We start from the raw sequence: 25,196 nt of genomic DNA on the forward strand, positions 1-25,196 counted from the left end.
GTCCATCCGGATGGGCCTTCCTGTTTCAACGCCGGCTCTGGCTTGACTGACACCCATGAAAAACCCCGCCGGAAATCGGCGGGGTTTCCACTCTTCAGGACGGCCCTCTGCCCCTGGCCTCAATGGACCGGGACAGAAGGCGGCCAAATCAGCGCCCCATGCGCTTATAATCCACGAAGGCGTTGCCTTCCGCCCATTCCGCGTCGTCCAGATAGGGGAACTGGTCGTTCAGGGGGCGGCCCATTTCCACCTTCGGTTCGATCTGGGTCCGCTCGTCCAGGATGATGTCCAGGAAACGGATGCCCTTGGGCGCGAACATCTCGGGCGTGATCTGGTCCGGACGTTCGATGCGGTGATATTCGATGCCATAGGCATGGGCGATCTTGCCGAAGTCCGGCTGGCTATAGCCAGTGCCGGTGCCGTAGTAACGGCCATTCATGTACGCGTCCTGGAACTGCTTGATGATGCCGTAACCGCCGTTGTTCATGACCACGATGGTCATGTCGAGGTTGTAGTGCACCACCGTCTGCAGTTCCTGCAGGTTCAGCTGGAAGCCACCATCGCCGGAGAAACACACCACCTGCCGATCGGGCGCCGTCAGCTTGGCCCCGATGGCGGCGGGCAGCGAATACCCCATGGGGGAGTTGCCGCCAGCGGTGAAGACGGTCTGGCCGGTCCGATGGAAAATCTGGAAGAACCAGCAGAGCGCGGCGCCGGTGTCGTTCGGAATCACCGCGTCGCGATCCACCAGCTGGTTGACGCGGCGGATGACGTCGTAGGGCGACTGGCTGCCGATGGAGGCGGCATAGCTGCTCTGGCACTTGCCGACATAGCGTTCCTGCATCAGTGCCACATGCTCCAGCCAAGCGTTGCTGGGCCGGGGCATGCGCACCTGCTCCAGCACCGCCGGCAGGTTCTTGAAGTCCAGCGCCGCCGTGACGTAGCCGTTGTTCTTGTACTTCGCCAGTTCCTCGACGTCGATGTCCAGGACGATGACACGGGCGGTGGGCGCGAAGTTCTTGGTGTTGCCGGTGCGCTGGCGGTTATCCAGGCGGCTGCCCAGCACCAGCATGACATCGCAATTCTGGATCAGGAAATTGCCGCCCCGGTTGCCGTAGACGCCCACCGTGCCGCAATAGTTGGGCATGGTATGGTCGAAATAGGTCGACCCGTTCCAGCTGGACACCATGGGCACGCCCGTGGCCCGCACCCACTGCTCCACCTCCGGGCCGACGCCAGCCAAGCCCACACCGGCACCCCAGTAGATCAGGGGGCGGGAAGCGCCCTCCAGGGCCTGATTGATCACGGCGGCGATACCGGACAGCTCCCCATCCGCCGGCAGCGCATCCAGCACCGGCGCCACCGGGAGGAGATCGCCCACCTCGGTCTGCTGCAAATCCATGGGCACGTCGATCAGGACAGGCCCCATGCGACCGGTGACGGCTTCCTGATAGGCCTTTTCCAACTCGACCCGCAGGTCCTCCGGCGTATGCACCTGCACCGCGTACTTGGTGATGGGCCGGGCCATCTCGACGATCTTGGTTTCCTGGAAACCGATCTGCCGAGGCGATGCCCCGCCCAGGATCTTGCTTTCCCTCATATTCACCTGGCCGGTGATGTGAAGGGCGGGAATGGAGTCGAAGTAGGAGCAGGCGATGCCCGTCAGCAGGTTGGTCGCCCCCGGGCCCGACGTGGCCATGGCGACACCGACGGTACCGTTCGTGCGCCACACGGCGTCGGCCGCCATGGCCGCCGCCTGCTCATGCTGCACGCAGATGTATTCCAGGTCATCCCGATTGCCGATGGCATCGATCATGAAGGTCGCAGCACCGCCCGTCATCAGGAAGACGTGCTTGATCCCCTTGCTGGCAAGAAAGGCGGCGATGTATTCGGCTCCGGTCATGCCTTGTGCGCTCCTGCTCATACTGCTGATCCGTCGGGCGGCCGTTCGATCTGTGGCGCCCCGGAATCTTCGCGATCCCGCATGGATCGCCTGTCTAACACAGCAGGGCCCGACGCCCCACATCTTCAGCGGACCGCCGGTCAGCCTTCCGCCAGCTTGTCGGACGTAGCCGTCTCCGCCGACGCTGTGGTGGCGCCGGAGAAGTTGATGCGTTCCCGCTCGAAAACCACCGGCTTTTCCCGGACGCGGCTGTAGATGGCCAACACGTATTCACCAATCAGTCCGGTGAAGAACAACTGCACGCCGCCAAAGAAGAAGGACGCGACGATCAGGGTCAGGATCCCAGGTTCGGCCACCTTGTGATAGAAGATGATGCCGATGAGGAAGTTGGTAATGGCGTAGACCAGGCTGAAGGCCGCAGCGCAGAAGCCGGTGATCAAGCCGAACCGCAAGGGCGCGGTGGTGAAGGAGATGATGCCGTTCATGCCCTGGTCAAACAAGGCCGACAGGCGGTTCTTCGAAAAACCCCGTTTGCGGGCGCGCCAGCGATAGGGAATGCCCACCGCCCGGCCGCCGCATTCGAAGGTCATCATGCGCATGAAGGGATAGGTGTCCCGGATACGGCGCATCGCTTCCACCACCCGGCGGTCGGCCAGCTGGAAATCACCCACCCCGGGCGGGATCTGGATTTCGGAGAAGCGGGTCAGGATGTTGTAATAGAAGCCCCGCACCGATCGCATCAGCCACCCCTCTTCCCGGGTGGCACGAATGCCGTAAACGATCTCGTAGCCCTGTTCCCACAGCTTCACGAAATCAGGCAGCAGCTCAGGCGGATCCTGCAGGTCGGCTGGCAGGAACAGCAGCACGGCGTCACCCGTGGCGGCCATCACGCCGTTATAGTTGTTGCGCAGGGGCCCGAAGTTGCGCGCGTTCACGATGATGCGGGCGCACGTGTCCTCGGCGACGATGCCCTTCAGGATCTCCAGCGTCTTGTCGGTGGACGCGTTGTCGCAAAAGACATGTTCCCGCTCATAGCCGGGGAGATGCTTCTCAAAGATCTCCTTCACCACCGAATAACATTCGGCGATGTTTTCCTCTTCGTTATAGCAGGGAGTGACGACGGAGATTTTTTTCACCGGATGCCCCTAAAAACGAGAAATTTATTGATGCAGAAAGACAGGACCACCATTGCCGGCAGCAAAACCAACTGCCCCCAGATCGCCGGCACTCCGCTGTGGTCCAGAAAGTCCAACGCCCACAAATTGATAACAAAGCAAACCGCATAGCCGCCAATGAAGAATGGGAGGCGGTGCATTTGACGACTGCCGAAGACAATACGACCGGTCGTCATGAAATTGAACAGCACGCCCACGACCGTCGCAATCGCCAAGGCCATCCGATGATCGCCCAGCGTCAGCATCAGCACCGCGAAGATGGCATAGCCAAACAGGGTGTTCCCGATACCCACAATGACGAAGCGGATGAATTCAAGAAGTTGCCGGCTCTTGGCTTCATCGGCCAGCAGGGTACGGATTTGCGCGGGCAGCCGCCGAAGCAAGGCCGGCGGAATCGTCCATTTCGCCGAAGGCCTGCTCACATCCACACCCTGGAGGCCCACATCCTCGTTACCCATCCTGCGCTGCCCGCTGGAGATGCCACGCGACGGTGGCACCCAGGCCGTCGGCCAATGACGTCCGGGGGCGCCAACCGGTCGCCGCGATCAGGCGCGAAACATCCGCTTCAAGATGCATGACCTGGTCCGGTCGGTAGGGTATCTCCCCCACCCCCAAGCGTACCGCCGGGTTGATGAGATCACGGATCCGGCTGATGGTCTCGATCAACGGTGGGGCATCGCCGGCGCCCAGATTGAAGACGCCATCCGCATCGCCACTCTCCGCCACGGCGACGATGGCCGCGGCGGCGTCATCGACGAACAGATAGTCCCAGCGCTGCTCACACCCCGTCAGCGGCGGCGACTGCCCCTGGCGGATGCGTTCGATCAAGGATGGAATCATGAAACTGGGGTTGTCCCGCGGCCCGAACAGCGAAAACACGCGCAACCACGCCCAGCGCATGCCGGCCTGTCGGCAGATGCGCTCCGTCGCCAGGGCGGAAGCCAGCTTGGCGACCCCGTAGAGCGTGGTGGGGTGGGGAGGCTGACCCTCGTCCACCCGGCGGTTGGCCGGTCCATATTCGGCCTGCGAGCCGATGCCGATGAAACAGCGCGCACCGGCCCGGCCAGCCATGGCCGCCAGATCACCAGCGGCGGTGATGTTGTGCAGCTGGGCGGTGCGGTCCCGGTCAGCCCCGCCCACACCCGCCCAGCCGCTGTGGATGACGACGTCGGGCTGGAAGGACGTCAACGAACCCTCCAGGTCCGCCACCGCCTCCAGCGCCCCTTCGATGAGGGAAACCCGCCCCTCCAGGCCGGGCAGCGGCCTGGCACTTGAGCGCACCATGGCCGCCACCGTATGGCCCCGGTCCACGAGCAACCGGGCGGTGGGCAATCCAAGGAAGCCACTGGCCCCCGTGATGGCGATGCGCACGAGGAAATCCTTTCCGAGGGATGCCCGTTAGCGGCGCACGAAGGACCGGATGGTATCGACGACGTAGTCGATGGCCGGTTCGCCCAGGCCCGGATAGACGCCGATCCAGAACGTCCCGTTCATCACCACATCGCTGTTGGTCAGTTCGCCAACCACCCGGCGCGGGCGCCCCGCCATATAGGGCTGGCGCAGCAGGTTGCCGCCGAACAGCTGGCGCGTGCCGATGCGGTGGGCATCCAGGTGCATCACCAAGGCACGGCGGTCGAATGCCGCGTTTTCGCGCACGGTGATGGGGAAGCCGAACCAGGACGGGTTGGAGTGCGGCGTGGCTTCCGGCAGGATCAGGACATCCTGCAGATCGGCCAGCCCCTGCTTCAACTGATTGAAGTTGCGTCGACGGGCGGCGATGAAGCCGTCCAGGTGATCCAGCTGCGACAGGCCCACGGCGGCCTGCATGTCGGTGATCTTCAGATTATAGCCGATATGGGAATAGATGTACTTGTGGTCGTAGCCCGTCGGCAGTTCGCCCAGCTGCCATTGGAAACGCTTTCCGCAGGTGTTGTCCTTACCCGGCGGGCAGTAGCAGTCGCGGCCCCAGTCGCGCACGGATTCCATGGCGCGGCGCAGCAGCGGACGGTCGGTGAAGACGGCGCCACCCTCACCCATGGTGATGTGATGGGCGGGGTAGAAGCTGAGGGTGCCGATGTCGCCGAAGGTGCCGACCAGCTTGTCCCGGTACGTGGCGCCCAGGGCGTCGCAGCAGTCCTCGATGACCCAGAGGTTATGCTTGCGCGCGACCTCCATGACCACATCCAAGTCGAAGGGGTTGCCCAGGGTGTGGGCGACCATGATGGCCCGGGTGCGGTCGCTGACCGCCGCCTCAATCTGGCGGGGATCGATATTATAGGTCGGGATGTCGATATCGACGAAGACGGGCGTCAGGCCGTACTGCAGCGCCGGGTTGACCGTGGTGGGGAAACCGGTGGCGCAGGTGATGACCTCGTCACCCGGCTTCAGTGCCCGGTCCTTCAGCAAGTGAGATGTCAGGGCCGAGAACGCCACCAGGTTGGCGGACGAACCGGAATTAACGGTTAAGACGTGCTTGCGCTGCAACACCTCGCCCAGGCGCGCCTCGAAGGCATCGTTAAAGCGGCCGGTGGTCAGCCAGAAATCCAGGGCGCTGTCGACCAGGCTCTGCATGTCATGAGCATCGTACACCCGCCCGGATACCGGGACGGACGAAGTACCGGATACGAAAGGCGCGGGCTTGTGCATAAGGTCATAATATTCGCTGACCAATCCCATGATCTGCTCACGCAGGGCCTGAGCCTTTTCCTTGGATGCGTCCACTGACATTACCCCAACCTTTCATACTTCGAGAACATAACATTAAGAAAAAGATCAGAGCGCTTGACCTGATTGGCTCATATACGCGTCGATCTGCCGTAGGGTCACCGCGCGCATGTCAGCGCCCGCCTGATAGGCCTTGAACCATTCCACCGTCAATGCCACGGCCCGGCGATAGTCGTAAACCGGCGTCCAGCCCAGCCGCACCTTGGACTTTGTGCAATCCAGGTGCAGGAAATGGGCTTCATGCAGACCGGCCGGATCACCGACCTGCCGCCAGGCGGCGCCATCGCCCCAAGACGCCACCGCCGCATCCACGATCGAGGAGACCGGCTGATTGCTGTCGCTGCCCGGACCAAAATTCCAACCTTCCGCGAAATCGGCCCCATTGTCGCCCAACAGCAGCCCCGCCAGCAGCAGATAGCCGTAGAGCGGCTCCAGCACATGCTGCCATGGCCGCACGGCGCCAGGATTGCGGATTTCCAGCGGACGGCCGTCCATGAAGGCGCGCACGGCATCCGGCACCAGACGGTCCATCGCCCAGTCGCCGCCGCCAATCACGTTGCCGGCCCGCACCGAGGCCAGCGCCACGGAGGACTCCGCCTTCTTGAAATACGAATCGCGGAAGGCCGAAACCACCAGCTCGGAACACCCCTTGCTGTTGCTGTAGGGGTCGTGGCCACCCATGGGGTCGTGTTCACGGTAGCCCCAGATCTGCTCGCGGTTCTCGTAGCACTTGTCACTGGTGATGGCGACGACAGCCTTCACCCCGGTGGACCGGCGCACCACGTCCAATAGGTTGGCCGTCCCCATCACGTTGGTCGAGTAGGTACCCAGCGGGTCACCATAGGACGCGCGCACCAGCGGCTGGGCCGCCATATGGATGACGACTTCCGGCCGTGCCCGCTGGAACGCGGCCTCCATGGCCGCGAGATCGCGAATGTCACCGATGACGCTGTCCATGCCGTCGGCGACGTTGGCCAGCTCGAACAGGCTGGGCGTGGTAGGCGGGGTCAGGGAATACCCCGTCACCTTGGCGCCCAGCGCTGACAGCCATAAACTCATCCAGCTGCCCTTGAAGCCGGTATGGCCCGTCAGGAAAACCCGACGACCACCCCAAACAGAACGCAGGTTCACGACCATACCTTCCATTCCGCCTTGCCCGACGCCCAACGCTCTTCCAGGTAGTTCTTGTCCCGCAGGGTATCCATCGGCTGCCAGAAGCCCTCATGATAGAAGGCGTTCAGCTGGCGCTGCCCCGCCAGGGTCTCCAGCGGCTCCCGCTCCCATATGGTCGCATCGCCCTCAACCAGGTCGATCACCTTGGGCGACAGCAGGAAGAAGCCGCCGTTGATCCAGCCGACCTCGTTCACGGGCTTTTCCCGGAACGACAGCACCTGCGACTGGTCATCGATGTCCAGCACACCGAAACGGTTGGGCGGGCGCACGGCGGCCACGGTCGCCAGTTTGCCATGCCCCTCATGAAAGGCCTTCAGGGCGGTGATGTCGATATCTGAAACGCCGTCACCATAGGTCAGGGCAAAGTAAGGCTCGTTGGCGACATAAGGCGCGACACGCTTCAGGCGACCGCCGGTATTGGTGCTGGCCCCGGTTTCCACCAACGTCACGCGCCACGGCTCGGCCGTCTCGCGATGCACTTCCATTCGATTCCCTTCCATATTGAAGGTCACGTCGGCCATATGGAGGAAGTAATTCGAGAAATACTCTTTGACTACATATCCTTTGTAGCCAAGACAAATGACAAAATCATTAAACCCATGAGCCGAATAAATCTTCATAATATGCCAAAGAATGGGCCGGCCACCGATTTCGATCATCGGCTTCGGGCGCACTGAAGACTCTTCGGAAATACGCGTGCCTAAACCACCGGCTAGAATGACAACCTTCATGGAGAAATCTTTCCAATTTAGTGGCAATGGTTTTGGTACTGGTTTCACGTCGGGTTGCGATTTTCCAGACGCTCCGTTCACCCTAACTTTCCCGCAAGCTCAAGTACCGTCTCCATCGAAATCCGCCGTCAGCATTCAGCTTTTACCTGGCGTCAACCCAAAAAAATTAAACCGCCTCAGCGTGAGAGATATACGGACAATCTAGCCGCTTTCCGATAAAGTATTGTCCGGCCCCAGTCAATCTATCACTCGGCCGGCCACTCACTCAACCGGGGTTCCGTCAATGGCCCCTACCAGCTGTCGGCGCATGGTTTCCCGCGAGAAATTGGCATGGGCGAAGCCCGGCTGAGCCGCCGCCTGCCGTTCCCACGCGGTTGGGTCAGACAACAGCGCCACAACCCCCCGCGCCACATCCGCCGCATCGTCGATAACGGTGCAAACCTGCTCCAGGCCGGCGAGGCCCTGCGCGCCCACCGAGGTGGTCACCAGCGGCACGCCGTGCTGTAACGCCTCCACCACCTTCGACTTAATGCCGGCTCCCACACGCAGCGGTACGACGGCGACTCGCGCCCGGGCGTAATGCTGTTCCAGTTCCTCGGCGCTGACCCAACCTGTCACCTTGACGCGGTCCGATGCCAGTGCCTGAACCGCCGCGGTGGGATGCGACCCCACGAGGGACAGGACGAGGTCCGGCAATGACGCCCAGACCAGGGGCATGATCTCATTCACCAGCCACAAGGCCGCATCGACATTGGGGGTATGGGCGAAGCCGGCGACGAACAGGAGGCCCGACCGATCGTCGAAACCAGCGCCGGCGCCTTCCACCGGGTCGACGATATAGGGCGCCACCAATCGGACCGTTGCCGCCGGCAGCTGGGCCGTCGCCAACGTCACCTCATCGATAGACGGATAGAGGGCGCAGTCAACCTGCGTCCAGATCGTCTTTTCCTGCAATTCCGACTGAATGGAGGCCAAGTGAACCGCGGTGTCGCCGGTGCGCGCATACTCCAGGGCGAGGCGACGATAATGGAGATCGTGTCCGTAGTAGACCACCCGCGCCGCCGTATGCGCCTTGACGATGTGCAGGTACTTCAAGGTCGTCGGCGGCCGGCTGGTGAGGACGGCGTGCAGCTGGCGACCATTTTCCGCCAGCCACCCCTGGAAGCCCTCGGGCGTGGCCAGGGCACCATAGAGGATTTCGATACCCCTGTCCTGCAAAGGGGGAGCATAACGCGAACTCATGTAGCCGTTCTCAGGCAGGAACTTCACGCCGTATCCCGCTTCCAGCAGGACCTCCAGGAAGGCGAACACCGTCCGCGAGCCGGCATCGCGATCCGGTTCGGGCAGATAGTGATCGATGACCAGGACGATCTTGCGATCGAAACTGCGTTCGCGGGCCCGGAAGACGTTTTCGCCGTTGGACAGATTTTCCTTCTGCAGGGTCTTGCCCCAGGTCCGCAGCAGGCGCCGCTGGTTCGCCACCTGGTAGGCCTTGATGCCCGAGCCCGTGTCCGTCCCATGCGACACCCCTTCGTAGTGAACGACGGTGGAGCGGGGCTGATAGTAGACCTTGCGCCCGCCGGCGCGGGCCTTGAACGCCAGGTCGGAGTCCTCGCAATAGGCCGGTGAATAGGCCGGATCGAAGCCGCCCACCGCCTTGAAAAAGGCGGCATCCACCAGGATGGATGCGCCGGAGCAGTAATCGACCTCACGGGTATAGTTGTATTGGGGCAGTGACGGGTCGCCATTGCGGCCATAGTTCCAGCCGGAACCGTCCTTCCAGATGATGCCCCCGGCTTCCTGCAGCTGGCCATCCGGGTAAATCAGCTTGGACCCCACGATCGCCGCGTCTGGATGGAGATCGAAGGTGCGCAGCAGCGGATCCAGCCACCCGTCGGTCACCTCGGTATCGTTGTTGAGGAAATGGAAGTATTGCCCCCGTGCCTGGCCCGCCGCCTTGTTGCAATTGCCGATGAAGCCCAGGTTCTCCGTATTTTCAATGAAACGCAGCCCTGGAATTCCGCGCAGATAAGGCAGCGCCGGGTCACCAGAAGCATCGTCGATGACGATCACCTCGATGGGCGCCGCCGCCGGATACTTCATGATGGATGCCAGGCACCGCAGCGTGTAGTCGACCTTGCCATAGGTGGGGATGATGACGGATACCAGCGGCTGAGCGCTGTCAGACAGGCGGAGGCCGGCAGCGACACTGGACAGGTGGACGATGTTCTGCAGATCCTCCAACCTGGCCTGCAGGTTTGCCACCTCGACCTGCTGTTGCTCCCATTCCATTCGAATGTCGCGAAGGGCAGCGTTCTCCGCAGCAAGGCTATGAATCGCCTCCGCCATACCGGCCCGCTCGCCGCGCAGCTGGTTCAACTCCTGACGTTGCGCGCCACACACCTCTAGGAAATTTGCTTCGAGGCGCTGCAACACCGGCTCGGGCTGGAACGTAGCAGCGGGCGGAGCCTCGACTGCCGCCGGCCCCCGCGGCGCCATCTTCGCGGCATAAAGCCGCTTCAACCCACTGATGTCCCCTTTCACCAGGCGCCCGACCACCCGCCAGGGCAGAGTCAAGCGCCAGGAACTGGACCGGTACATCTGATCGACCTGCAGCCGGGCCAAGGCCAGGGCCTGGCGCTCACTTGCAAGGGCATCGAACAGGGCGGTTTCAGATCGCGCCGCATCAACCAGCCGATCAGCATAGTGCTGATCCAGCCGTTGCACTTCCGCATCCCAGTCCGCCACGAGTTGGGCCAACATGGCTTGGCGCGCCGCTTCCGCATCCGCCAGTTGAAGCTGCAGGCGCTGTATCTCCGCCTGATTGCCACGCTGAGTTTCATCTAGGATCAGGCGCAACTGCTCAATCTCGGCGGAACTGCGGCTCAGTTCCGCCTGCGCGCCGGCCATGCGCGCGGCATCGACCTCACTCTCCAGTTCCGCTATACGCGCCTGGTATGAGAGATAGAGCGCCTTGATTTCCGCCGTCAGGCGATCGATCTCCTCCTGGCCGTTCTGCTGGCTGGCCATCAACTCCGCGGTGACGCGCGCGATTTCCGCCTGGTGGGTGGCATGAACCTCGGCGATATGCGCATTCAGCTGATCGGGATCGGGTTGGGAGGTTCGCTGGCTCGCCGCCAATGTCTCATTGATCCGCGCGATTTCCGCCTGGTAGGCCGCATGGATTTCATCGAGATGGTCTTTCAGCTGGGCGGCCGCCGTCTGGCCTTCCCGCTGGCTCTTCGACAGTTCGTCGATCAGGCGGTCGATTTCCGCCTGAAGAGAATCCCGGACAGCCGCCAGTTCCGCCTGATAAGAGGTGTGAGCCTCCACCAGAAGGGCGTTAAGCCGGGCGATTTCGGCCTCCCCTCGGCTCTGGCTCGCCGTCAGCTCCGTATTGAGGCGCGCGATCTCCGCCTGATAAGAGGCATGGACCTCTTCCAGATGGGTATTCAGCGGCGCAATTTCGGCCCCGCCTCGGCCCTGGCTCGCCGTCAGCTCCGTATTGAGGCGCGCGATCTCCGCCCGATAGGAGGCATGGACCTCCTCCAGATCGGAATTTAGCCGCGCAATTTCGGCCTCCCCTCGGCCCTGGCTCGCCGTCAGCTCAGTATTGAGGCGCGCGATCTCCGCCCGATAGGAGGCATGGACCTCCTCCAGATCGGAATTTAGCCGCGCAATTTCGGCCTCCCCTCGGCCCTGGCTCGCCGTCAGCTCAGTATTGAGGCGCGCGATCTCCGCCCGATAGGAGGCATGGACCTCCTCCAAATGGGAATTCAGACGGTCCACCTCCGCCTGCCCCGTTTGCTGGCTGGCGGTCAACTCCGCGTTAAGACGCTCGATTTCTGAGCGGGACGTGTCGTTGATTTCATCAATATGGGTGTTTAGCCGGTCCACCTCCGCCTGGTCGACACGCTGTATGTCCGCAATCTCAGCGTTCAGGCGCGCGATCTCCTTCCGCGCGTCCACCAGCGTTTCCTCGGCGTCCATGCGCGCGCGGTCCAACGCGAAGAAATGGGTGGGGGAATGCATGATGCTATGGGAAAGCGGCGGCAGCGGCGCTTGAGCCGCGACCGCGATGTAATAGGGCGTGCTGGGAACGCCAATGGTGCGCTGGAACAGGATACCGTCCCGGGTCTCAAAACCCTCGACGCTGGCCGGGACCGTTTCCCCCTCGCCCATGATGACGGAGCCCCAGAGCGAACGCTGTTCGAATAGCGCCACGTGCGGGAAGCCGGTTCGCAGCAGCGTCAAGAACTCTTGCCGATTCAGCTCCCGGAAATGGAATGGATTATGGTGGTCGTGCTGGTCCGTATAGACATCCCGGTTGGGAGAGGAAATGACCAGCATGCCACCCGGCCGCAGGACACGGCTCACCTCCGCCAGGAAGGCTTCCTGGGCGGTGAAATGCTCCAGCGTTTCGAAACTGACGACGATGTCGACCGATTGATCATCAATGGGCAAGGCCGCGGCGTCACCCTGCCGATAGGACACGCGCTCGGTCAGGTAATTTAAGTTGGCGAATTCCACCGCCTCCCGGTCGATGTCGACACCGATGACGGAGCGCGCCACCTGCCCAAGAAGAGAGCTGCCGTAGCCCTCGCCACTGGCGATATCCAACACGTCCTTGTTCGCACAGAATGAAAGCGCGAAAAGATAACGGTGGTAATGCTCGTGCTGGATATCTCCGACGAGCCCGGAAACATAGCGTTCGCCCGTAAACTCCATTGCGGCTTTGGGCGCCGGAAACCTGAAGGCCGACCTGTTCCCGATGCGTGGCTGTGATTTCGCGGCTGCGGGCTTCACCGTCGTCTTCACCGGATCCTGCGAAACAGCAGAAGAAATGCCAAAACCAACAGTATCTTCCAAAGAAGCCATTATCACAATCCAGCTATTTCAGGTTTATGAAACGAAATATTTCGATTCGGCGGCAACAAACCCCATCAATGCGTCAACACATCCCCCAGACACAAAAATAGCTACGCCGTTCCCCCGCGTAGTATCGCTTGCATATCATGCGGTCAACAGTCCATGGGCACCAGCCATTTTTCCATGCCTGTCCATCGGAGATGGGGCGGCCATACCCCTGGGGCTTGCCATCCCGACCAGCGAATGGCCGGTGGCGGCGACCATTTATAATTTGGATGCATTCGTTGAACCGATAGAGTATGAGCGGCAGAGGTTGCCAATCGATTCTGTCCAGTGGCCGGCACATTATGCCAGCTGATCAATGCCCTTCCTGCATTGAGTCATGGAATTGCGATATTCTCTCGTAATAGATTTAGAGGGGGTACCATGTTAACGACCCGTCATCAGCCCAAGACCGGCACCCTGGTGCGCGCCCGCGCGCCGCTGCGCCTGGGCTTGGCCGGCGGTGGCACGGACGTCTCGCCTTACTGCGATCTGCATACCGGCGCCATCCTGAACGTCACCATTTCCAAGTACTCATACGCGACGCTGGAAATGAGGGGTGACGGCAAGATCGTTTTCGAGGCGCTGGACCGGGACGAGACGACGACCTACGACACCGCGCCCCATCTGGTACCGGACGGCAAGCTGGATTTGCACAAGGCGGTGTACAACCGCATCGTCACCGACTATCTGGGCGGCGCCCCCCTCTCGCTGCGGCTGCGCACCAGTTCGGACGCCGTCGCCGGTTCCGGCCTGGGCTCGTCCTCGACCCTGGTGGTGACCATGGTCCAGGCTTTCGTGGAAGCCTTCGCCCTGCCACTGGGCGAATACGACGTGGCCCACCTGGCCTATATCATCGAGCGCAAGGACCTGGGCCTGAAGGGCGGCAAGCAGGACCAGTACGCGGCCACCTTCGGCGGCTTCAATTTCATGGAGTTCTATGCCGAGGACCGGGTGATCGTGAACCCGCTGCGGGTCAAGGACTGGATCGTCAGCGAACTGGAATCGTCCCTGGTGCTGTACTTCACCGGCGTTTCCCGCGAATCCGCCAACATCATCGCCGAGCAGGTCAGCAACGTCGAAACCGGCCAGCAGGCCTCCATCGACGCCATGCACGCCCTGCGGCGTGAGGCGGTGGCCATGAAGGAGCATCTGCTGCGCGGCGACGTCCCAGCCCTGGGCCGCGCCCTGCAGGCGGGCTGGGAAGCTAAGAAGCGCAGCGCCAAATCCATCTCCAATTCCAACATCGACGCCGTCGACCAGGCGGCGCGCGAGGCCGGGGCCTTCGCGGGCAAGATGTCGGGCGCCGGTGGTGGCGGTTTCATGTTCTTCCTGGCGCCGCCCGAATGCCGGCAAAAGGTCATCAAGGCGTTGGAGCGGTTCGGCGGCACGGCGTCCGCCTGTTATTTCACTTCCGAAGGGGCGAAAGCGTGGAGAGCGTGATGATCGAAGCGATCCAAGGGGAACTGGGCGCCACCATCCAGGTGCTGCAGGCCATGCAGGCGGACCGCGACCTGTGCCAGCGCGTCGCCGATGTCGTGGATCTGAGCGTCGCCGCGCTTCAGGCCGGCAACAAGATCCTGTTCGCCGGCAACGGCGGCAGCGCCGCCGACGCGCAGCATTGGGCGGGCGAACTGGTCAGCCGCTTCAACTATGACCGGCCGGGCTTGGCCGCCATCGCCCTGACCACCGACACCTCCATCCTGACGGCCATCGGCAACGACTACGGCTACGACTACAGCTTCGCCCGCCAGATCGAGGCGCTGGGTCGGGAGGGCGACGTGTTCTTCGCGCTCTCCACCTCGGGCCGGTCCAAGAACATCGTGCGGGCCCTGGCCGCCTGCAAGGAGCGGGGGGTCAAGACCGTGGGCTTCACCGGCGCCACCGGCGGCGACATGCTGACGCTGTGCGATCATTGCCTGCGCATCCCATCCACCCACACGCCGCGCATCCAGGAGGGCCATGAGGCCCTGGGCCACATGATCTGCGGCCTGATCGAGCAGCGCATCTTCCCCAAGGCGGCATGATGCGCGAAGCGGTCATCCTGGCGGGCGGGCTGGGCACACGCCTGCGCTCCGTGGTCAGCGATCTGCCCAAGTCGCTGGCCGCGGTCGCCGGCCGCCCGTTCCTGACCTGGCAGCTGGAGCAGTTGGCCGACCAAGGCTTCACCCGGGTCGTGCTGGCGGTGGGCTACATGCACGACAAGGTGACCGCCACCTACGGCGACAGCTTCGCCGGCATGGCCATCCACTATGCCGTGGAGGAGGACGCGCTGGGCACCGGCGGTGCCATCTGGCAAGCCGCCCGCCTGACGGTGAGCGAAGCCTTCTTCGCGCTGAACGGCGACACCTATTTCGACCTGCCGGCCGATGGCATGGAAGCGGCGTTGGGCGATCCGGCGACCGACATGGCCATGGCCGTCTGCCATGTGGATGATTGCGGGCGCTACGGGCTGGTGGACATCACCGACGGCCGGCTGGCCGGCTTCCGGGAAAAGGCGCCGGGGCGGCCGGGGGCCGTCAACGCCGGCGCCTATCTGTTCCGGCGGTCGCTGCTGGACCGCTGGCCCCTGCCGGAACGGTTCTCCATCGAGACAGACTTCCTGCAGCCACGCCTGTCGGAGCTGAGGGTGGCGGCCGTGCCGGTGCGCGGCGACTTCATCGACATCGGCATTCCGGAAGACTACGCCCATTCCCAGACGCGCATTCCCGAATTGAAGGCCCTGCGCCACCGGTAAGGGCGCCCCGGCGGCGGTCCCGACGGGGCTGGCCCCCGTGGAACCTACTTGCCGCCACCCAGCATCTTCACGATGGCCGAGAAGTCCAGGTGGCCGTTGCCTGCAGCGGAGAACAGGGCGTACAGCGCGGCGGCGTTGGCGCCCATAGGCGTGGCGGCCCCGCTGGACGCGGCCGCCGCTTGGGCCAGCTTCAGATCCTTCAGCATCATGTCGACGGCGAAGCCGGGGGCGTAGTCGCGGTTGGCGGGCGAGGTGGGCACGGGGCCGGGCACCGGGCAGTAGGTGGTGAGCGACCAGCACTGGCCGGAGGAGGTCGAACTGACGTCGAACAGCTTCTGCCGGTCCAGGCCCAGCTTGTCGGCAAGGGCGAAGGCTTCCGACACGCCGATCATGGTGATGCCCAGGATCATGTTGTTGCAGATCTTGGCCGCCTGGCCGGTGCCGGGGCCGCCGGTGTGCACCACGGTCTTGCCCATCTGCGCCAGATAGGGACGCGCCCGTTCCACCGCCTCCTCCGTGCCGCCGACCATGAAGGTCAGCGTGCCGGCGGCGGCACCGCCGGTCCCGCCGGAGACGGGGGCGTCCACCAGGACGAAGCCGCGCGCGGCGGCGGCGGCGGCCACGGCACGGGCGCTGTCGACATCGATGGTGGAGCTGTCGATGAACAAGGCGCCCGGGGCGGCCGTGTCGAAGACGTTGCCCGCGTCCTCATAAACACTGCGCACGTGACGGCCGGCCGGGAGCATGGTCACCACCACCTCCGCCCCTCGCGCCGCGTCGCCGACGGAACCGGCGATGGTGCCGCCGGCCTCGGCCAGCGCCGCCAGGGACTGCGGCGCCAGGTCGAAGCCCACGACGGTGTGCCCGGCCTTCAACAGGTTGCGGGCCATGGGCAGGCCCATGTTGCCCAAGCCGATGAACGCGATGCGGCTCATGGTCATTCCTCTCCCGTAATGATTATTCTTCAACCCATCGCCAGCAGGCGGCGGGCGATGATCAGGCGCATGATCTCATTGGTGCCTTCCAGGATCTGGTGCACCCGGACATCGCGCAGATAGCGTTCCAGCGGGTATTCGCGGATGTAGCCGTAGCCGCCGTGCAGCTGCAGCGCCTCATTGCACACCTGGAAGCCCACGTCGGTGGCGAAGCGCTTGGCCATGGCGCACCAGGTGGTGGCCTCCGCATCGCCGGCATCGAGGGCGGCGGCCGCGCGATGCACCATGAGACGGGCGGCCTCCAACTCCGTCGCCATGTCGGCCAGACGGAACTGCAGGGCCTGGAAATCCGCCAACTTGCGGCCAAAGGCCTCGCGCTCACCCATGTAGCGGGTGGCGAGCTCCAGGCAGGCGCGGGCGCCACCCAGGGAGCAGGAGGCGATGTTGATGCGGCCGCCGTCCAGTCCCTTCATGGCGATGCCGAAGCCCGCCCCCTCATCCCCCAGCCGGTTCTCCACCGGCACACGGGCGTCCTCGAAGATCACCTGGGCGGTGGGCTGGCAGTTCCAGCCCATCTTCTTCTCTTTCTTGCCGAAGCTGAGGCCGGGCGTGCCCTTTTCCACCACCAGCGCCGAGATGCCCTTGGGGCCAGGACCGCCGGTGCGCACCATGACGACGTAGAGGTCGGAGACGCCGGCGCCAGAGATGAAGGCCTTGGAGCCGTTCAGCACGTAATGGTCCCCGTCGCGCACCGCCTTGGTGCGCAAGGCGGCGGCGTCGGACCCGGACCCCGGCTCCGTCAGGCAATAGCTGGCCACGCTGTCCATGGTCATCAGGCCCGGCAGGTACCTGGCCCTGATCATGTCTTTCCCGAAACGATCTATCATCCACGCCGCCATGTTGTGGATGGAGAGGAAGGCCGCCGTGGCGACGCAGCCGGCCGACAGCTCTTCGAACAACAGGGCCGCGTCCAGGCGGGTGAGGCCGGAGCCGCCATGCTCCTCCCCGCAATAGAGCCCGCCCATGCCCAGGGCCGCTGCGGCGCGCAGCGCGTCGAGGGGGAAGATCTCCTTCTCGTCCCACTCGGCGGCATGGGGGGCCAGATGCTCGGCGGCGAAGTCCCGCGCCATGTCGCGGAACGCCCCCTGCTCCTCCGTCAGGTTGAAGTCCATGGGCCAGTCCTCCCGGTTCTTGTTCTTAAGGCGGCCTGGCGTCAGGCCATGTTCAGCATGATGGTCTTCTTGTGGGTGAAGTGCTCCAGCATGGCCTCCAGGGTCGCCTCCTTGCCCAGGCCGGAGGACTTGACCCCGCCGTAGGACAGGTTGGGCTGCACCACCAGGTTCTGGTTCACCTGCACCAGGCCGGCCTGCAGGCGCTGGGTGGCGTCCAGCGCCGTCTTCAGGTCACGGGTCCAGATGGTGGCGGCCAGGCCGAACTCGCTGTCATTGGCCTGGGCGATCACGTCCTCATACTCCGTGAAGCGGATGACGCAGGTGACGGGGCCGAAGATCTCCTCCCGCGCCAGGCGGCTGTCGTTGGTCATGCCGGTGAAGATGACGGGGCGGACGTAGAGGCCCCGGGCCAGCGCGGCATCGGTGGGCAGGGCCGAACACTCGTGCGCGGTGGCGCCGGCCGTGCGCTTGCCCTCCGCGATATAGCCCTGCACGCGGTCGAACTGCTGCGGTGAGACGATGGTGCCGATGTCCGTCCTCTCATCCAGCGGGTCGCCCATGACCATGGCGTCCACCTTGGCCTTCAAGGCGGAAACGAAGGCGTCGTGCAGGCTGTCGTGCACGAAGATACGGCTGGCGGCGGTGCAGCTTTGCCCCTGGCGGGTGAAACGCATGCCGCTGACCGCACCGGCCACCGCCTGGTCGAGGTCGGCGTCGCCCATCACGATCATGGGGCTCTTGCCGCCCAGTTCCAGGGTCACGGGGATCAGCTTGTCGGCCGCCGCACGGCTGACGATGCGGCCGGTCTCCACCGAGCCGGTGAAGGTGACCTTGGCCACCTTGGGATGGGCCACCAGCGGCGCGCCGCAATCGGGGCCGAAGCCGGAGAGGATGTTCAGCACGCCCGCCGGCAGCACCTGGGCCATGATCTGGCAGGCGCGCAGCACGGCAAAGGGCGCCTCCTCCGCCGACTTCACCACCACGGTGTTGCCCGCCACCAGCGCCGGCGCGATCTTCAGCGCCATCAGCATCATGGGCACGTTCCAGGGGATGATGGCGCCGACCACGCCCAGCGGCTCACGCACGGTCAAGGTCAGCATCTTGGGATTGAAGGGCACCGTCTCGCCCTTCAACTCACCGCCCAGGCCGCCGTAGAAGGTGAAGGCGTCGGCCAGCACCCCCGCCTCGACCCGGCTTTCGGTGCGCAGGGCCTTGCCCGTCTCCAGCGCCACCAGGCGGGCCAGTTCCTCCGTATGCGCCGCCAGCAACCGGCCGCATTCCGCGACCAAACGGCCCCGCTCCCGCGCTGGTGTGGCCTTCCATGCCACACCAGCCTGCACGGCCGCGGCCACGGCGGCATCCACGTCCGCCGCCTGGCCATAGGCGGCGCGGCCCATGACCTCGCCCTTCGCCGGATTGACGACATCGAAGGTCCGGCCCGAGGCACCGGCCACCAGTTGGCCGCCGATCAGCTGCTTGCCCGACAGCTCAGCGGCCAGGGCATGGGGGTCAAGCTGCGGGGTCAGGATGCTCATGGGCTTCACTCCGGTTTGTTCATGCCTCACGGGGCCACCCAGTCAGGGGCGGCATCATACCGACACATAGGGCGGCCGGCCGCGAAGCAGGTCAGTATCCAGGGGAACACCCCGCGCGACATAGGCGCAAGTGCGCGCCATGGCTGTGCGGAAATGCCCATGCCGTGATGGCTGGGCTTACGAAAATCGGCACAAGGGAAACCGGCGATCCCAAAGGCATAGGCCCGGCCGGGTCAGGAGGGGCCGGAACGCCCCTTCATGTAACGCCATTAAAATTTGTTACCGCTAACAAAAGTCGCTTGACGACACGGCGGGATATAAATATTACTTATCCCAACGCACGGCCTCAGGGCCGTTCGACAAGATGGGGAACGGAACACCCGAAGATGCGGCGCACCCCGAGGGACGCGCCCGGCACGGCTGACCGCCTGCCACCTTCTGGTTCCCCATCGCCCGAGTTTCGCCGGCCCGCCGGCAGATCGCATCTGGCAAGTCCTGCAGAGGCCCGCTCATGGTCCGGCAGGGGTTACCCGATGGCCCTGTGAGAACCCTCCCGTTCCCAGGGTCTTATCTCCCCAAGCCGGGGCGCGCGTCGCCCCGGCTTCTTTTTTGCCCGCGTCTTGGAGCCCAAGTTCCTGATTCCCTTGCGGCATCCGATACGCCAGGATGGCGCCGGGGAAAACATCGGGGACTGTACAACCATGCGTCGGCATCTGTTCGCCACCGCCGCCCTGGCGGCGGCCCTCTGCGCCTCAACCACCTGGGCCAAGGCGCCGGCGGGCGTCATCGACCTGGCCACCCAGACCGTCCCGGCCGCCATCGGCACCGACCCCACCCCCGATCCCCAGCACCCCGCCCGCATGGCGGTGCTGCACATCCCCACCGGCGCCCGCAGCGGCCACCCGGTGGAGATCAACGGCGTGGCCTATCTGGCGGCGGGGGCCGGCCCCCATCCCACCCTGCTGCTGCTGCACGGCCTGCCCGGCAATGAAAAGAACCTGGACCTGGCCCAGGCGGTGCGGCGCGCCGGCTGGAACGTGGTCACCATGAACTATCGCGGATCCTGGGGCAGCCCGGGCAGCTTCCGCTTCGCCAACAATCCGGAGGACGCGGCCGCCGCCCTGGCCTATCTGCGCGATCCCGCCCATGCCCAGGACCTGGGCATCGACACCTGGCACCTGGTCATCGCCGGGCACAGCATGGGCGCCTGGGCCGCCACCCAGGCCGCGGCCAAGGACGGCAAGCTGGCCGGCCTGATCCTGATTTCCATGGGTGACATGGGCATCGTCGCCCACCTGCCCCATGACAAGCTGGTGGCGCTGACGGCGGACAACCGCGAGGCGCTGGACGGCGTCACGGCGGAAAGCATGGCCAAGGACCTGGAAACCCATGCCGAGGCCTTCGCCACCGGGCCCCTGGCCCCCGCCCTGGCCGGCACGCCCCTGCTGGCCCTGACCTCGGACGACGGCCTGGCCAGCCACACCGACGCCCTGGTGGCCAGCATACGCGCCCATGGCGGCACGGGGATCACCACCGGCCACGCCGCCACCGACCACGGCTGGTCCGACCACCGCATCGCGCTGGAGGCGGCGGTGATCAACTGGCTGCGGAAGCTGGGCGGCTGAGGGCGCGGGCGGTCGTGGGTCTCCACGGCACAGGGCGAAATCCCGCGCCGCCAATAACACGCACCACCATCACACATACGGATCCGGCGTCCCCATGTGGTCCTGGACGTAGCGGCGGATCCCTTCCTCCAGCTCGGTGAAGGGGCGGTCGTAGCCGGCGGCGCGCAGGCGGCCCATCTCCGCCTGGGTGTAGTACTGGTACTTGCCCTTCAGATGGTCCGGCATGGGTATATAGTCGATGCGCGGCGCCCGCCCGATGGCGGCGAACAGGGCGTGGGCCAGGTCGTTCCAGCTGCGCGCCTTGCCGGTACCCAGGTTGAACAGGCCGTTGACGCCGGGGTTGTCATACAGCCACAGCATGACGTCGACGGCATCCCCCACCCAGATGAAGTCGCGCATCTGGCCGCCGTTGGGGTAATCCGGCCGGTCGGAGGCGAACAGGCGCGCCGGCTCCCCCGCCACGATCTGGGGATGGAGCTTGGCCGCGAGGGAGCGCATGCCGCCCTTGTGGTACTCGTTGGGGCCGTAGACGTTGAAGAACTTCAGGCCCACCTGCTGGGGCGGCCGCGGCACCGCCTGGTCCAGCGCCGCCCGCACCCGCCGGTCCAGCAGGTGCTTGGACCAACCATAGGGGTTCAGCGGCCGCAGGGCGGCCAGCGCCTGGGCGGAAGAGTCGTCGTCGAAACCCTGGGCGCCATCGCCATAGGTGGCGGCGGAGGAGGCGTAGACCAGGCGCACGCCCTGGGCGGCGCACCACGACCACAGGTCCAGCGTCAGGCGGAAATTGTTCTCCACCACCCGGTCGGCGTCCGTCTCCGTGGTCGCCGAAATGGCGCCCATGTGGAAGATGATCTCCACCGCGTCGCCGTTGCGGTCCAGGAATTCCGGCAACTGTTCCGGCGTCACCAGGTCATGCAGGTTGCGCTTGGCGATATTGCGCCATTTGTCGCCCTGGCGCAGGCGGTCGACCACGACGATCGGGCCCAGGCCCCGCCGCTCCAGGCCGGCGACAAGATTGGAGCCGATGAAGCCGGCACCGCCGGTCACGATGATCATGCGCTGTTTCCCACACGAAAAATCCGCGCCCGCCCCGTTGCCAGGGGATGGACAGGAGCTTGATAGGGGACCCCGTCCCCAAGGACAAGCCGTCCCGAACGCGGGTCAGGGAGGGATGGATCAGCCCGGCACCCGTATGCGCCTGGCGATGCCGGTGGTGCTCTGGTTGGGCACCAGGTCCACCAGGGCCACGCGGCCGCCATTGGCCTGCACCACGTCGGCGCCCACCACCTGGTCGATGGTGTAGTCCGCCCCCTTGATCAGCACGTCGGGCATCACCTCGGTAATCAAGGCCAGGGGCGTATCATCCTCGAACAGGGCCACGGCATCGACCGAGCCGAAGGCCGCCAGCACGATGGCCCGCGAGCGTTCGTCCTGGATGGGCCGCTCCGGACCCTTCAGGCGGCGCACCGAAGCGTCGGAGTTGAGGCCGACGATCAGACGGTCGCAGGTGGCCCGGGCGGCCGCCAGCAGCTGCACATGGCCGGGGTGGATCAGGTCGAAACAGCCGTTGGTGAAGCCGACCTTCAGCCCCAGGCGGCGCCACCGCGCGATCTGCTCCCGCAGCTCCGCGCCGCCCAGCAGCTTGGACAGGCTCTGGCGGTCATCCTGCTCCGCCAGCGCGTGCAGCAGTTCGGCCGGGCTGACCACGGCCGTGCCCACCTTGGCCACCACCAGGCCGGCGGCGACGTTGGCCAGCTGCACCGCGTCACCGATGTCCGCGCCGGTGGCCAAAGCGGACGCGATGACCGACACCACCGTGTCGCCCGCGCCGGAGACGTCGAAGACCTCCTTGGCCTCCGCCTGGACGTTCAGGGACGTGCCGTCGCCCCGCACCAGGGTCATGCCCTCCTCGCTGCGGGTGATCAGCATGCCCTCGATGCCATGGTCCCGCATCAGGGTGCCGGCGGCGGCCACGATCTCCTCCGTCGTGCGCGGGCTGTGGCCCACGGCCAGCGCCAGCTCCGCCCGGTTGGGCGTGACCAGGGTGGCGCCGCGGTAGATGGAATAGTCAGCACTCTTGGGATCGACGATCACCGGCTTGCCCGCCTCACGCGCCAGGCCGATCAGTTCCTTCAGCACGGACGGGGTGAAGACGCCCTTGCCATAGTCGGACAGGATGACGACGTCGACGCTGTCCAGATGGGCGGCCGTGGCCGTCACCAGGCCGCGATGGGTGTCCGCCGCCACCGCCTCCTCGCTATCCCAGTCGGAGCGCAGCAGGTGATGGCCATCGGCCACGAAGCGCGTCTTTTCCGAAGTGCGGCGCCGGACGTCCACCTGAAGGATGGAGGTGACCTGGGCGTCGGCCGCCACCAGCTGGCTGACGCGCACGCCGGTGGCATCGCCGCCGATGACTCCGCCGAACACCACGTGGCCGCCCAGGGCGGTGATGTTGCGCACCACGTTGCCGGCGCCACCCAGCATCACGTCCTCCTGCGCGTTGCGCAGCACGGGCACCGGCGCCTCGGGCGAGATGCGCCCGAACTTGCCGCGCACGAAGCGATCCAGCATGACATCGCCGATGACCATGACACGGCCCCCCGTGAGGGTTTCCACCGGGGAAATCCAAACCGGCAAAGCGGTTCATGGCATTTTCCATCCCTAGCTCAGAACAACGCCACATATGCATCCCACCCTAGCACACCGCCCACGGCGGGTGCCAACCGGGCGGGCGCCCCTTCCCTCACCCCCGCCGCGTCAGGCCGACGCCCCCCAGGGCCAAAGCGAAGCCCGTCAGCTGCACGGGCGTCAGCGTCTCATGGAACAGGAGGAAGGCCTCCACCGCCGCCAGCGGCGGGACCAGCAGCAGCAAGGCCGTGGCACGCGTGGCCTCGCCATGGCGGACCATCCAGACCAGCAGGGAGACGCCGATGACGGAGGGGCCCAGGACGGCCCAGCCCAGCGCCGTCCACAGCACCGGGTGCGGATCCCAATGCGGCGTGCCGACGGTCAGGAACAGCAGGCCGACCACGCACAGGGCGCCCAGGTTCTGCAGCGCGCCGGCCGGGCGCAGGTCGTCCCCGGCCACGGAGGATTTCTGCAGCAGGGTGCCGACGGTGATGGACAGGACGCTGAGCAGGGCCAGGACCGCGCCCAGCGGCGGCAAGCCGCCCGACCCAGGCACCGCCGCGGCGTGCAGGGCCAGCTTGGGCACCAGCACACAGCCGACGCCGGCGAAGCCGATGCCCAGGCCCGCCCAGGCGCGCGGGCTGAGCCGCTGGCGAAACACCAGCGTGGTGATGAGGGCGGTGAACAGGGGTTGCAAGGCGCCCATCAGGGCCATGATACCGGCGGCCAGCCCCTGGGCGATGGCCCAGTAGGAAAAGCCGATGTAGACGCCCTGCATCAGGGCGCCCGCCAGAAGATGCATGCCCGCGCCACGGCCCCGGGGCCAGGAGACACCGGCCGCCAGCGTGGCGCCGGTGAAGAGGAGGGCGGTCAGGCCGAAGCGCGCCACCAGGAACAGCTGCACGTCGGCATAGGGCAGCACCGCCCGCCCCACCAGGAAGCCGGTGGACCAGATGACGATGAACAGCCAGGGGGCGGCCCATCCCAGCAGGCGAGCCCGGAGGACAATGGACGCGGCACCCCTCACGGCAGGGCGGCCGCCAGGGCCCGGATATGGTCGGGTCCGATGCCGCAGCAGCCGCCGACGATGGCGGCGCCGGCGTCCACCCAGCGTCGTGCCCAATCCAGATAGCTGGCCGGCGTCAGATCGGCCCGAAGCTCGTCCAGGCCATCGTTGGCCGCCGCGTCCTTGGGCTGCGGCGGGAAGGCGTTGGCGTATACGCCCAAAGGCAGCGGCGCGCCGGCGGCCGCCCCCTGGGCCGCGGCCAGGGCCGGCCCCATGACCTCGGGCTGGCTGCAGTTGAACAGCAGGGCGTCGGCCCCCAGGGCCAGCGCCGCCTCGGCGGCCTGGGCCACCGCCTCGCCCCCGCGTAGGCGGGGATGGACGGCGGCGTCGGCCGCCTCATCCTCCAGCGTGAAGGACAGCCACAGCGGCCGGGCGTCAGCGCCCAGGGCCGCGCGCACGGCCCTCACCTCCGCCACCGCGCTTTGGGTTTCCGCCAGCCACAGGTCGACATGGGGCGCCAGTCCCCGCACCAGGGGGGCCAGCAGATCCGCCGCGCGGGCGGCATCGAACAGGTCGGCGCGGTAGGAGCCGAACAGGGGCGGCAGGGACCCCGCGACGCGGGCGCCGGCCTTGGCGTCCGCCGCCTGCCGGGCCAGCCGCCCGGCAAGGGAGGCCAGGGCCCCGCCCTGCGCGGCGAACCTTTCCTCCCCGATATGGAAGGGCACCAGGGCGTAGCTGTTGCTGGTGATGATGTCGGCGCCCGCATCCAGGAAGGCGTCGTGCGCGCGGCGCACGTAGTCGGGCGCCTCGATCAGCGCCAGGGCCGACCATTCCGGCTGGCGGAAGGGCGCGCCCATGCGCTGCAATTCCCGGCCCATGCCACCGTCCAGCAGGATCGTGCGTCGTCCCATCCAACCCCTCCCTCGTTCAAGCTGTCGTCC

Annotated in this window: 19 protein-coding genes; 4 read left to right on the forward strand and 15 right to left on the reverse strand. The window is 65.5% G+C overall.

The window, feature by feature from the left end; genetic code table 11:
- Window positions 1-148 precede the first annotated feature (148 nt).
- The 8 genes from I55_RS19635 to I55_RS34910 form a co-directional block, all read right to left on the reverse strand.
- Window positions 149-1,903 carry a thiamine pyrophosphate-binding protein gene (locus tag I55_RS19635; RefSeq protein ID WP_044562273.1) on the reverse strand — a complete coding sequence of 585 codons (1,755 nt, stop codon included), beginning with the start codon at window positions 1,901-1,903 and terminating at the stop codon, window positions 149-151.
- A 140-nt stretch (window positions 1,904-2,043) separates the two neighbouring features.
- Window positions 2,044-3,039 (reverse strand): glycosyltransferase family 2 protein, encoded by a 996-nt coding sequence (locus tag I55_RS19640; protein WP_044562274.1) that lies wholly within the window; start codon window positions 3,037-3,039, stop codon window positions 2,044-2,046.
- The gene (locus I55_RS19645; RefSeq protein WP_083901263.1) at window positions 3,036-3,536 is read right to left on the reverse strand and encodes a GtrA family protein; all 501 of its coding nucleotides are present in this window, start codon (window positions 3,534-3,536) and stop codon (window positions 3,036-3,038) included. Before I55_RS19645 ends, I55_RS19640 begins: the two co-directional genes overlap by 4 nt.
- A complete protein-coding gene (locus tag I55_RS19650) occupies window positions 3,529-4,449 on the reverse strand; it encodes an NAD(P)-dependent oxidoreductase (RefSeq protein WP_044562275.1) in 921 nt (306 codons plus the stop codon). Before I55_RS19650 ends, I55_RS19645 begins: the two co-directional genes overlap by 8 nt.
- 27 nt (window positions 4,450-4,476) lie before the next feature.
- Window positions 4,477-5,805, reverse strand: coding sequence for a lipopolysaccharide biosynthesis protein RfbH (gene rfbH / locus I55_RS19655; RefSeq protein WP_044562276.1), 1,329 nt, complete (start codon window positions 5,803-5,805; stop codon window positions 4,477-4,479).
- A 45-nt stretch (window positions 5,806-5,850) separates the two neighbouring features.
- A complete protein-coding gene (gene rfbG / locus I55_RS19660; RefSeq protein WP_252181217.1) occupies window positions 5,851-6,933 on the reverse strand; it encodes a CDP-glucose 4,6-dehydratase in 1,083 nt (360 codons plus the stop codon).
- A complete protein-coding gene (gene rfbF / locus I55_RS19665; RefSeq protein WP_044562278.1) occupies window positions 6,930-7,706 on the reverse strand; it encodes a glucose-1-phosphate cytidylyltransferase in 777 nt (258 codons plus the stop codon). The genes rfbG and rfbF overlap by 4 nt, the downstream gene beginning before the upstream one ends.
- 261 nt (window positions 7,707-7,967) lie before the next feature.
- Window positions 7,968-12,584: a glycosyltransferase gene (locus I55_RS34910; protein WP_083901265.1), complete on the reverse strand. Its 4,617-nt coding sequence runs from the start codon at window positions 12,582-12,584 to the stop codon at window positions 7,968-7,970.
- 417 nt (window positions 12,585-13,001) lie between these two features.
- Here I55_RS34910 and I55_RS19675 point away from each other — a divergent pair, with 417 nt between their 5' ends.
- Genes I55_RS19675 through I55_RS19685 form a run of 3 tightly spaced genes read left to right on the forward strand, consistent with a single transcriptional unit; the run spans window position 13,002 to window position 15,354 of the window.
- Complete coding sequence (locus I55_RS19675) at window positions 13,002-14,060, forward strand: dehydrogenase (RefSeq protein ID WP_044562279.1); 1,059 nt, start codon at window positions 13,002-13,004, stop codon at window positions 14,058-14,060.
- 53 nt (window positions 14,061-14,113) lie between these two features.
- Window positions 14,114-14,644: an SIS domain-containing protein gene (locus I55_RS19680; RefSeq protein WP_376739205.1), complete on the forward strand. Its 531-nt coding sequence runs from the start codon at window positions 14,114-14,116 to the stop codon at window positions 14,642-14,644.
- Complete coding sequence (locus tag I55_RS19685; RefSeq protein ID WP_049974302.1) at window positions 14,641-15,354, forward strand: nucleotidyltransferase family protein; 714 nt, start codon at window positions 14,641-14,643, stop codon at window positions 15,352-15,354. The genes I55_RS19680 and I55_RS19685 overlap by 4 nt, the downstream gene beginning before the upstream one ends.
- A 44-nt stretch (window positions 15,355-15,398) precedes the next feature.
- Here I55_RS19685 and mmsB read toward each other — a convergent pair whose 3' ends face one another.
- Genes mmsB through I55_RS19700 form a run of 3 tightly spaced genes read right to left on the reverse strand, consistent with a single transcriptional unit; the run spans window position 15,399 to window position 18,996 of the window.
- On the reverse strand, window positions 15,399-16,289 hold the full coding sequence (gene mmsB / locus I55_RS19690) for a 3-hydroxyisobutyrate dehydrogenase (RefSeq protein WP_044562298.1): 891 nt from the start codon (window positions 16,287-16,289) through the stop codon (window positions 15,399-15,401).
- A gap of 29 nt (window positions 16,290-16,318) precedes the next feature.
- A complete protein-coding gene (locus I55_RS19695) occupies window positions 16,319-17,461 on the reverse strand; it encodes an acyl-CoA dehydrogenase family protein (protein WP_044562281.1) in 1,143 nt (380 codons plus the stop codon).
- 41 nt (window positions 17,462-17,502) lie between these two features.
- Entirely contained in the window at window positions 17,503-18,996 is a 1,494-nt protein-coding gene (locus I55_RS19700; protein ID WP_044562282.1) for an aldehyde dehydrogenase family protein, read from the reverse strand.
- A 701-nt stretch (window positions 18,997-19,697) separates the two neighbouring features.
- Here I55_RS19700 and I55_RS19705 point away from each other — a divergent pair.
- Entirely contained in the window at window positions 19,698-20,621 is a 924-nt protein-coding gene (locus tag I55_RS19705) for an alpha/beta fold hydrolase (RefSeq protein ID WP_049974303.1), read from the forward strand.
- A 69-nt stretch (window positions 20,622-20,690) separates the two neighbouring features.
- Here the strand turns inward: I55_RS19705 and rfaD are convergent, their stop codons facing one another.
- The 4 genes from rfaD to I55_RS19725 form a co-directional block, all read right to left on the reverse strand.
- On the reverse strand, window positions 20,691-21,677 hold the full coding sequence (gene rfaD, locus I55_RS19710; RefSeq protein WP_044562283.1) for an ADP-glyceromanno-heptose 6-epimerase: 987 nt from the start codon (window positions 21,675-21,677) through the stop codon (window positions 20,691-20,693).
- A 120-nt stretch (window positions 21,678-21,797) separates the two neighbouring features.
- Entirely contained in the window at window positions 21,798-23,258 is a 1,461-nt protein-coding gene (gene rfaE1, locus I55_RS19715; protein WP_376739204.1) for a D-glycero-beta-D-manno-heptose-7-phosphate kinase, read from the reverse strand.
- Window positions 23,259-23,364: 106 nt separating this feature from the next.
- On the reverse strand, window positions 23,365-24,276 hold the full coding sequence (locus I55_RS19720) for a DMT family transporter (RefSeq protein ID WP_199902654.1): 912 nt from the start codon (window positions 24,274-24,276) through the stop codon (window positions 23,365-23,367).
- Window positions 24,273-25,166 (reverse strand): homocysteine S-methyltransferase family protein, encoded by an 894-nt coding sequence (locus I55_RS19725; protein WP_044562284.1) that lies wholly within the window; start codon window positions 25,164-25,166, stop codon window positions 24,273-24,275. The genes I55_RS19720 and I55_RS19725 overlap by 4 nt, the downstream gene beginning before the upstream one ends.
- Window positions 25,167-25,196 lie beyond the last annotated feature (30 nt).

It is taken from the genome of Azospirillum sp. B4 (genome assembly GCF_000333275.1).
Lineage (GTDB): Bacteria > Pseudomonadota > Alphaproteobacteria > Azospirillales > Azospirillaceae > Nitrospirillum.

Bases quoted from the DNA above. Each gene is read 5' to 3' on its own strand.
- I55_RS19685 (WP_049974302.1), top strand. From the start codon at position 14,641: ATGATGCGCGAAGCGGTCATCCTGGCGGGCGGGCTGGGCACACGCCTG.
- I55_RS34910 (WP_083901265.1), bottom strand. From the start codon at position 12,584: ATGGCTTCTTTGGAAGATACTGTTGGTTTTGGCATTTCTTCTGCTGTT.
- I55_RS19675 (WP_044562279.1), top strand. From the start codon at position 13,002: ATGTTAACGACCCGTCATCAGCCCAAGACCGGCACCCTGGTGCGCGCC.
- I55_RS19695 (WP_044562281.1), bottom strand. From the start codon at position 17,461: ATGGACTTCAACCTGACGGAGGAGCAGGGGGCGTTCCGCGACATGGCG.
- mmsB (WP_044562298.1), bottom strand. From the start codon at position 16,289: ATGAGCCGCATCGCGTTCATCGGCTTGGGCAACATGGGCCTGCCCATG.
- I55_RS19700 (WP_044562282.1), bottom strand. From the start codon at position 18,996: ATGAGCATCCTGACCCCGCAGCTTGACCCCCATGCCCTGGCCGCTGAG.
- I55_RS19705 (WP_049974303.1), top strand. From the start codon at position 19,698: ATGCGTCGGCATCTGTTCGCCACCGCCGCCCTGGCGGCGGCCCTCTGC.
- I55_RS19635 (WP_044562273.1), bottom strand. From the start codon at position 1,903: ATGACCGGAGCCGAATACATCGCCGCCTTTCTTGCCAGCAAGGGGATC.
- rfbF (WP_044562278.1), bottom strand. From the start codon at position 7,706: ATGAAGGTTGTCATTCTAGCCGGTGGTTTAGGCACGCGTATTTCCGAA.
- I55_RS19680 (WP_376739205.1), top strand. From the start codon at position 14,114: ATGCAGGCGGACCGCGACCTGTGCCAGCGCGTCGCCGATGTCGTGGAT.
- I55_RS19645 (WP_083901263.1), bottom strand. From the start codon at position 3,536: ATGGGTAACGAGGATGTGGGCCTCCAGGGTGTGGATGTGAGCAGGCCT.
- I55_RS19725 (WP_044562284.1), bottom strand. From the start codon at position 25,166: ATGGGACGACGCACGATCCTGCTGGACGGTGGCATGGGCCGGGAATTG.
- rfbH (WP_044562276.1), bottom strand. From the start codon at position 5,805: ATGTCAGTGGACGCATCCAAGGAAAAGGCTCAGGCCCTGCGTGAGCAG.
- rfaD (WP_044562283.1), bottom strand. From the start codon at position 21,677: ATGATCATCGTGACCGGCGGTGCCGGCTTCATCGGCTCCAATCTTGTC.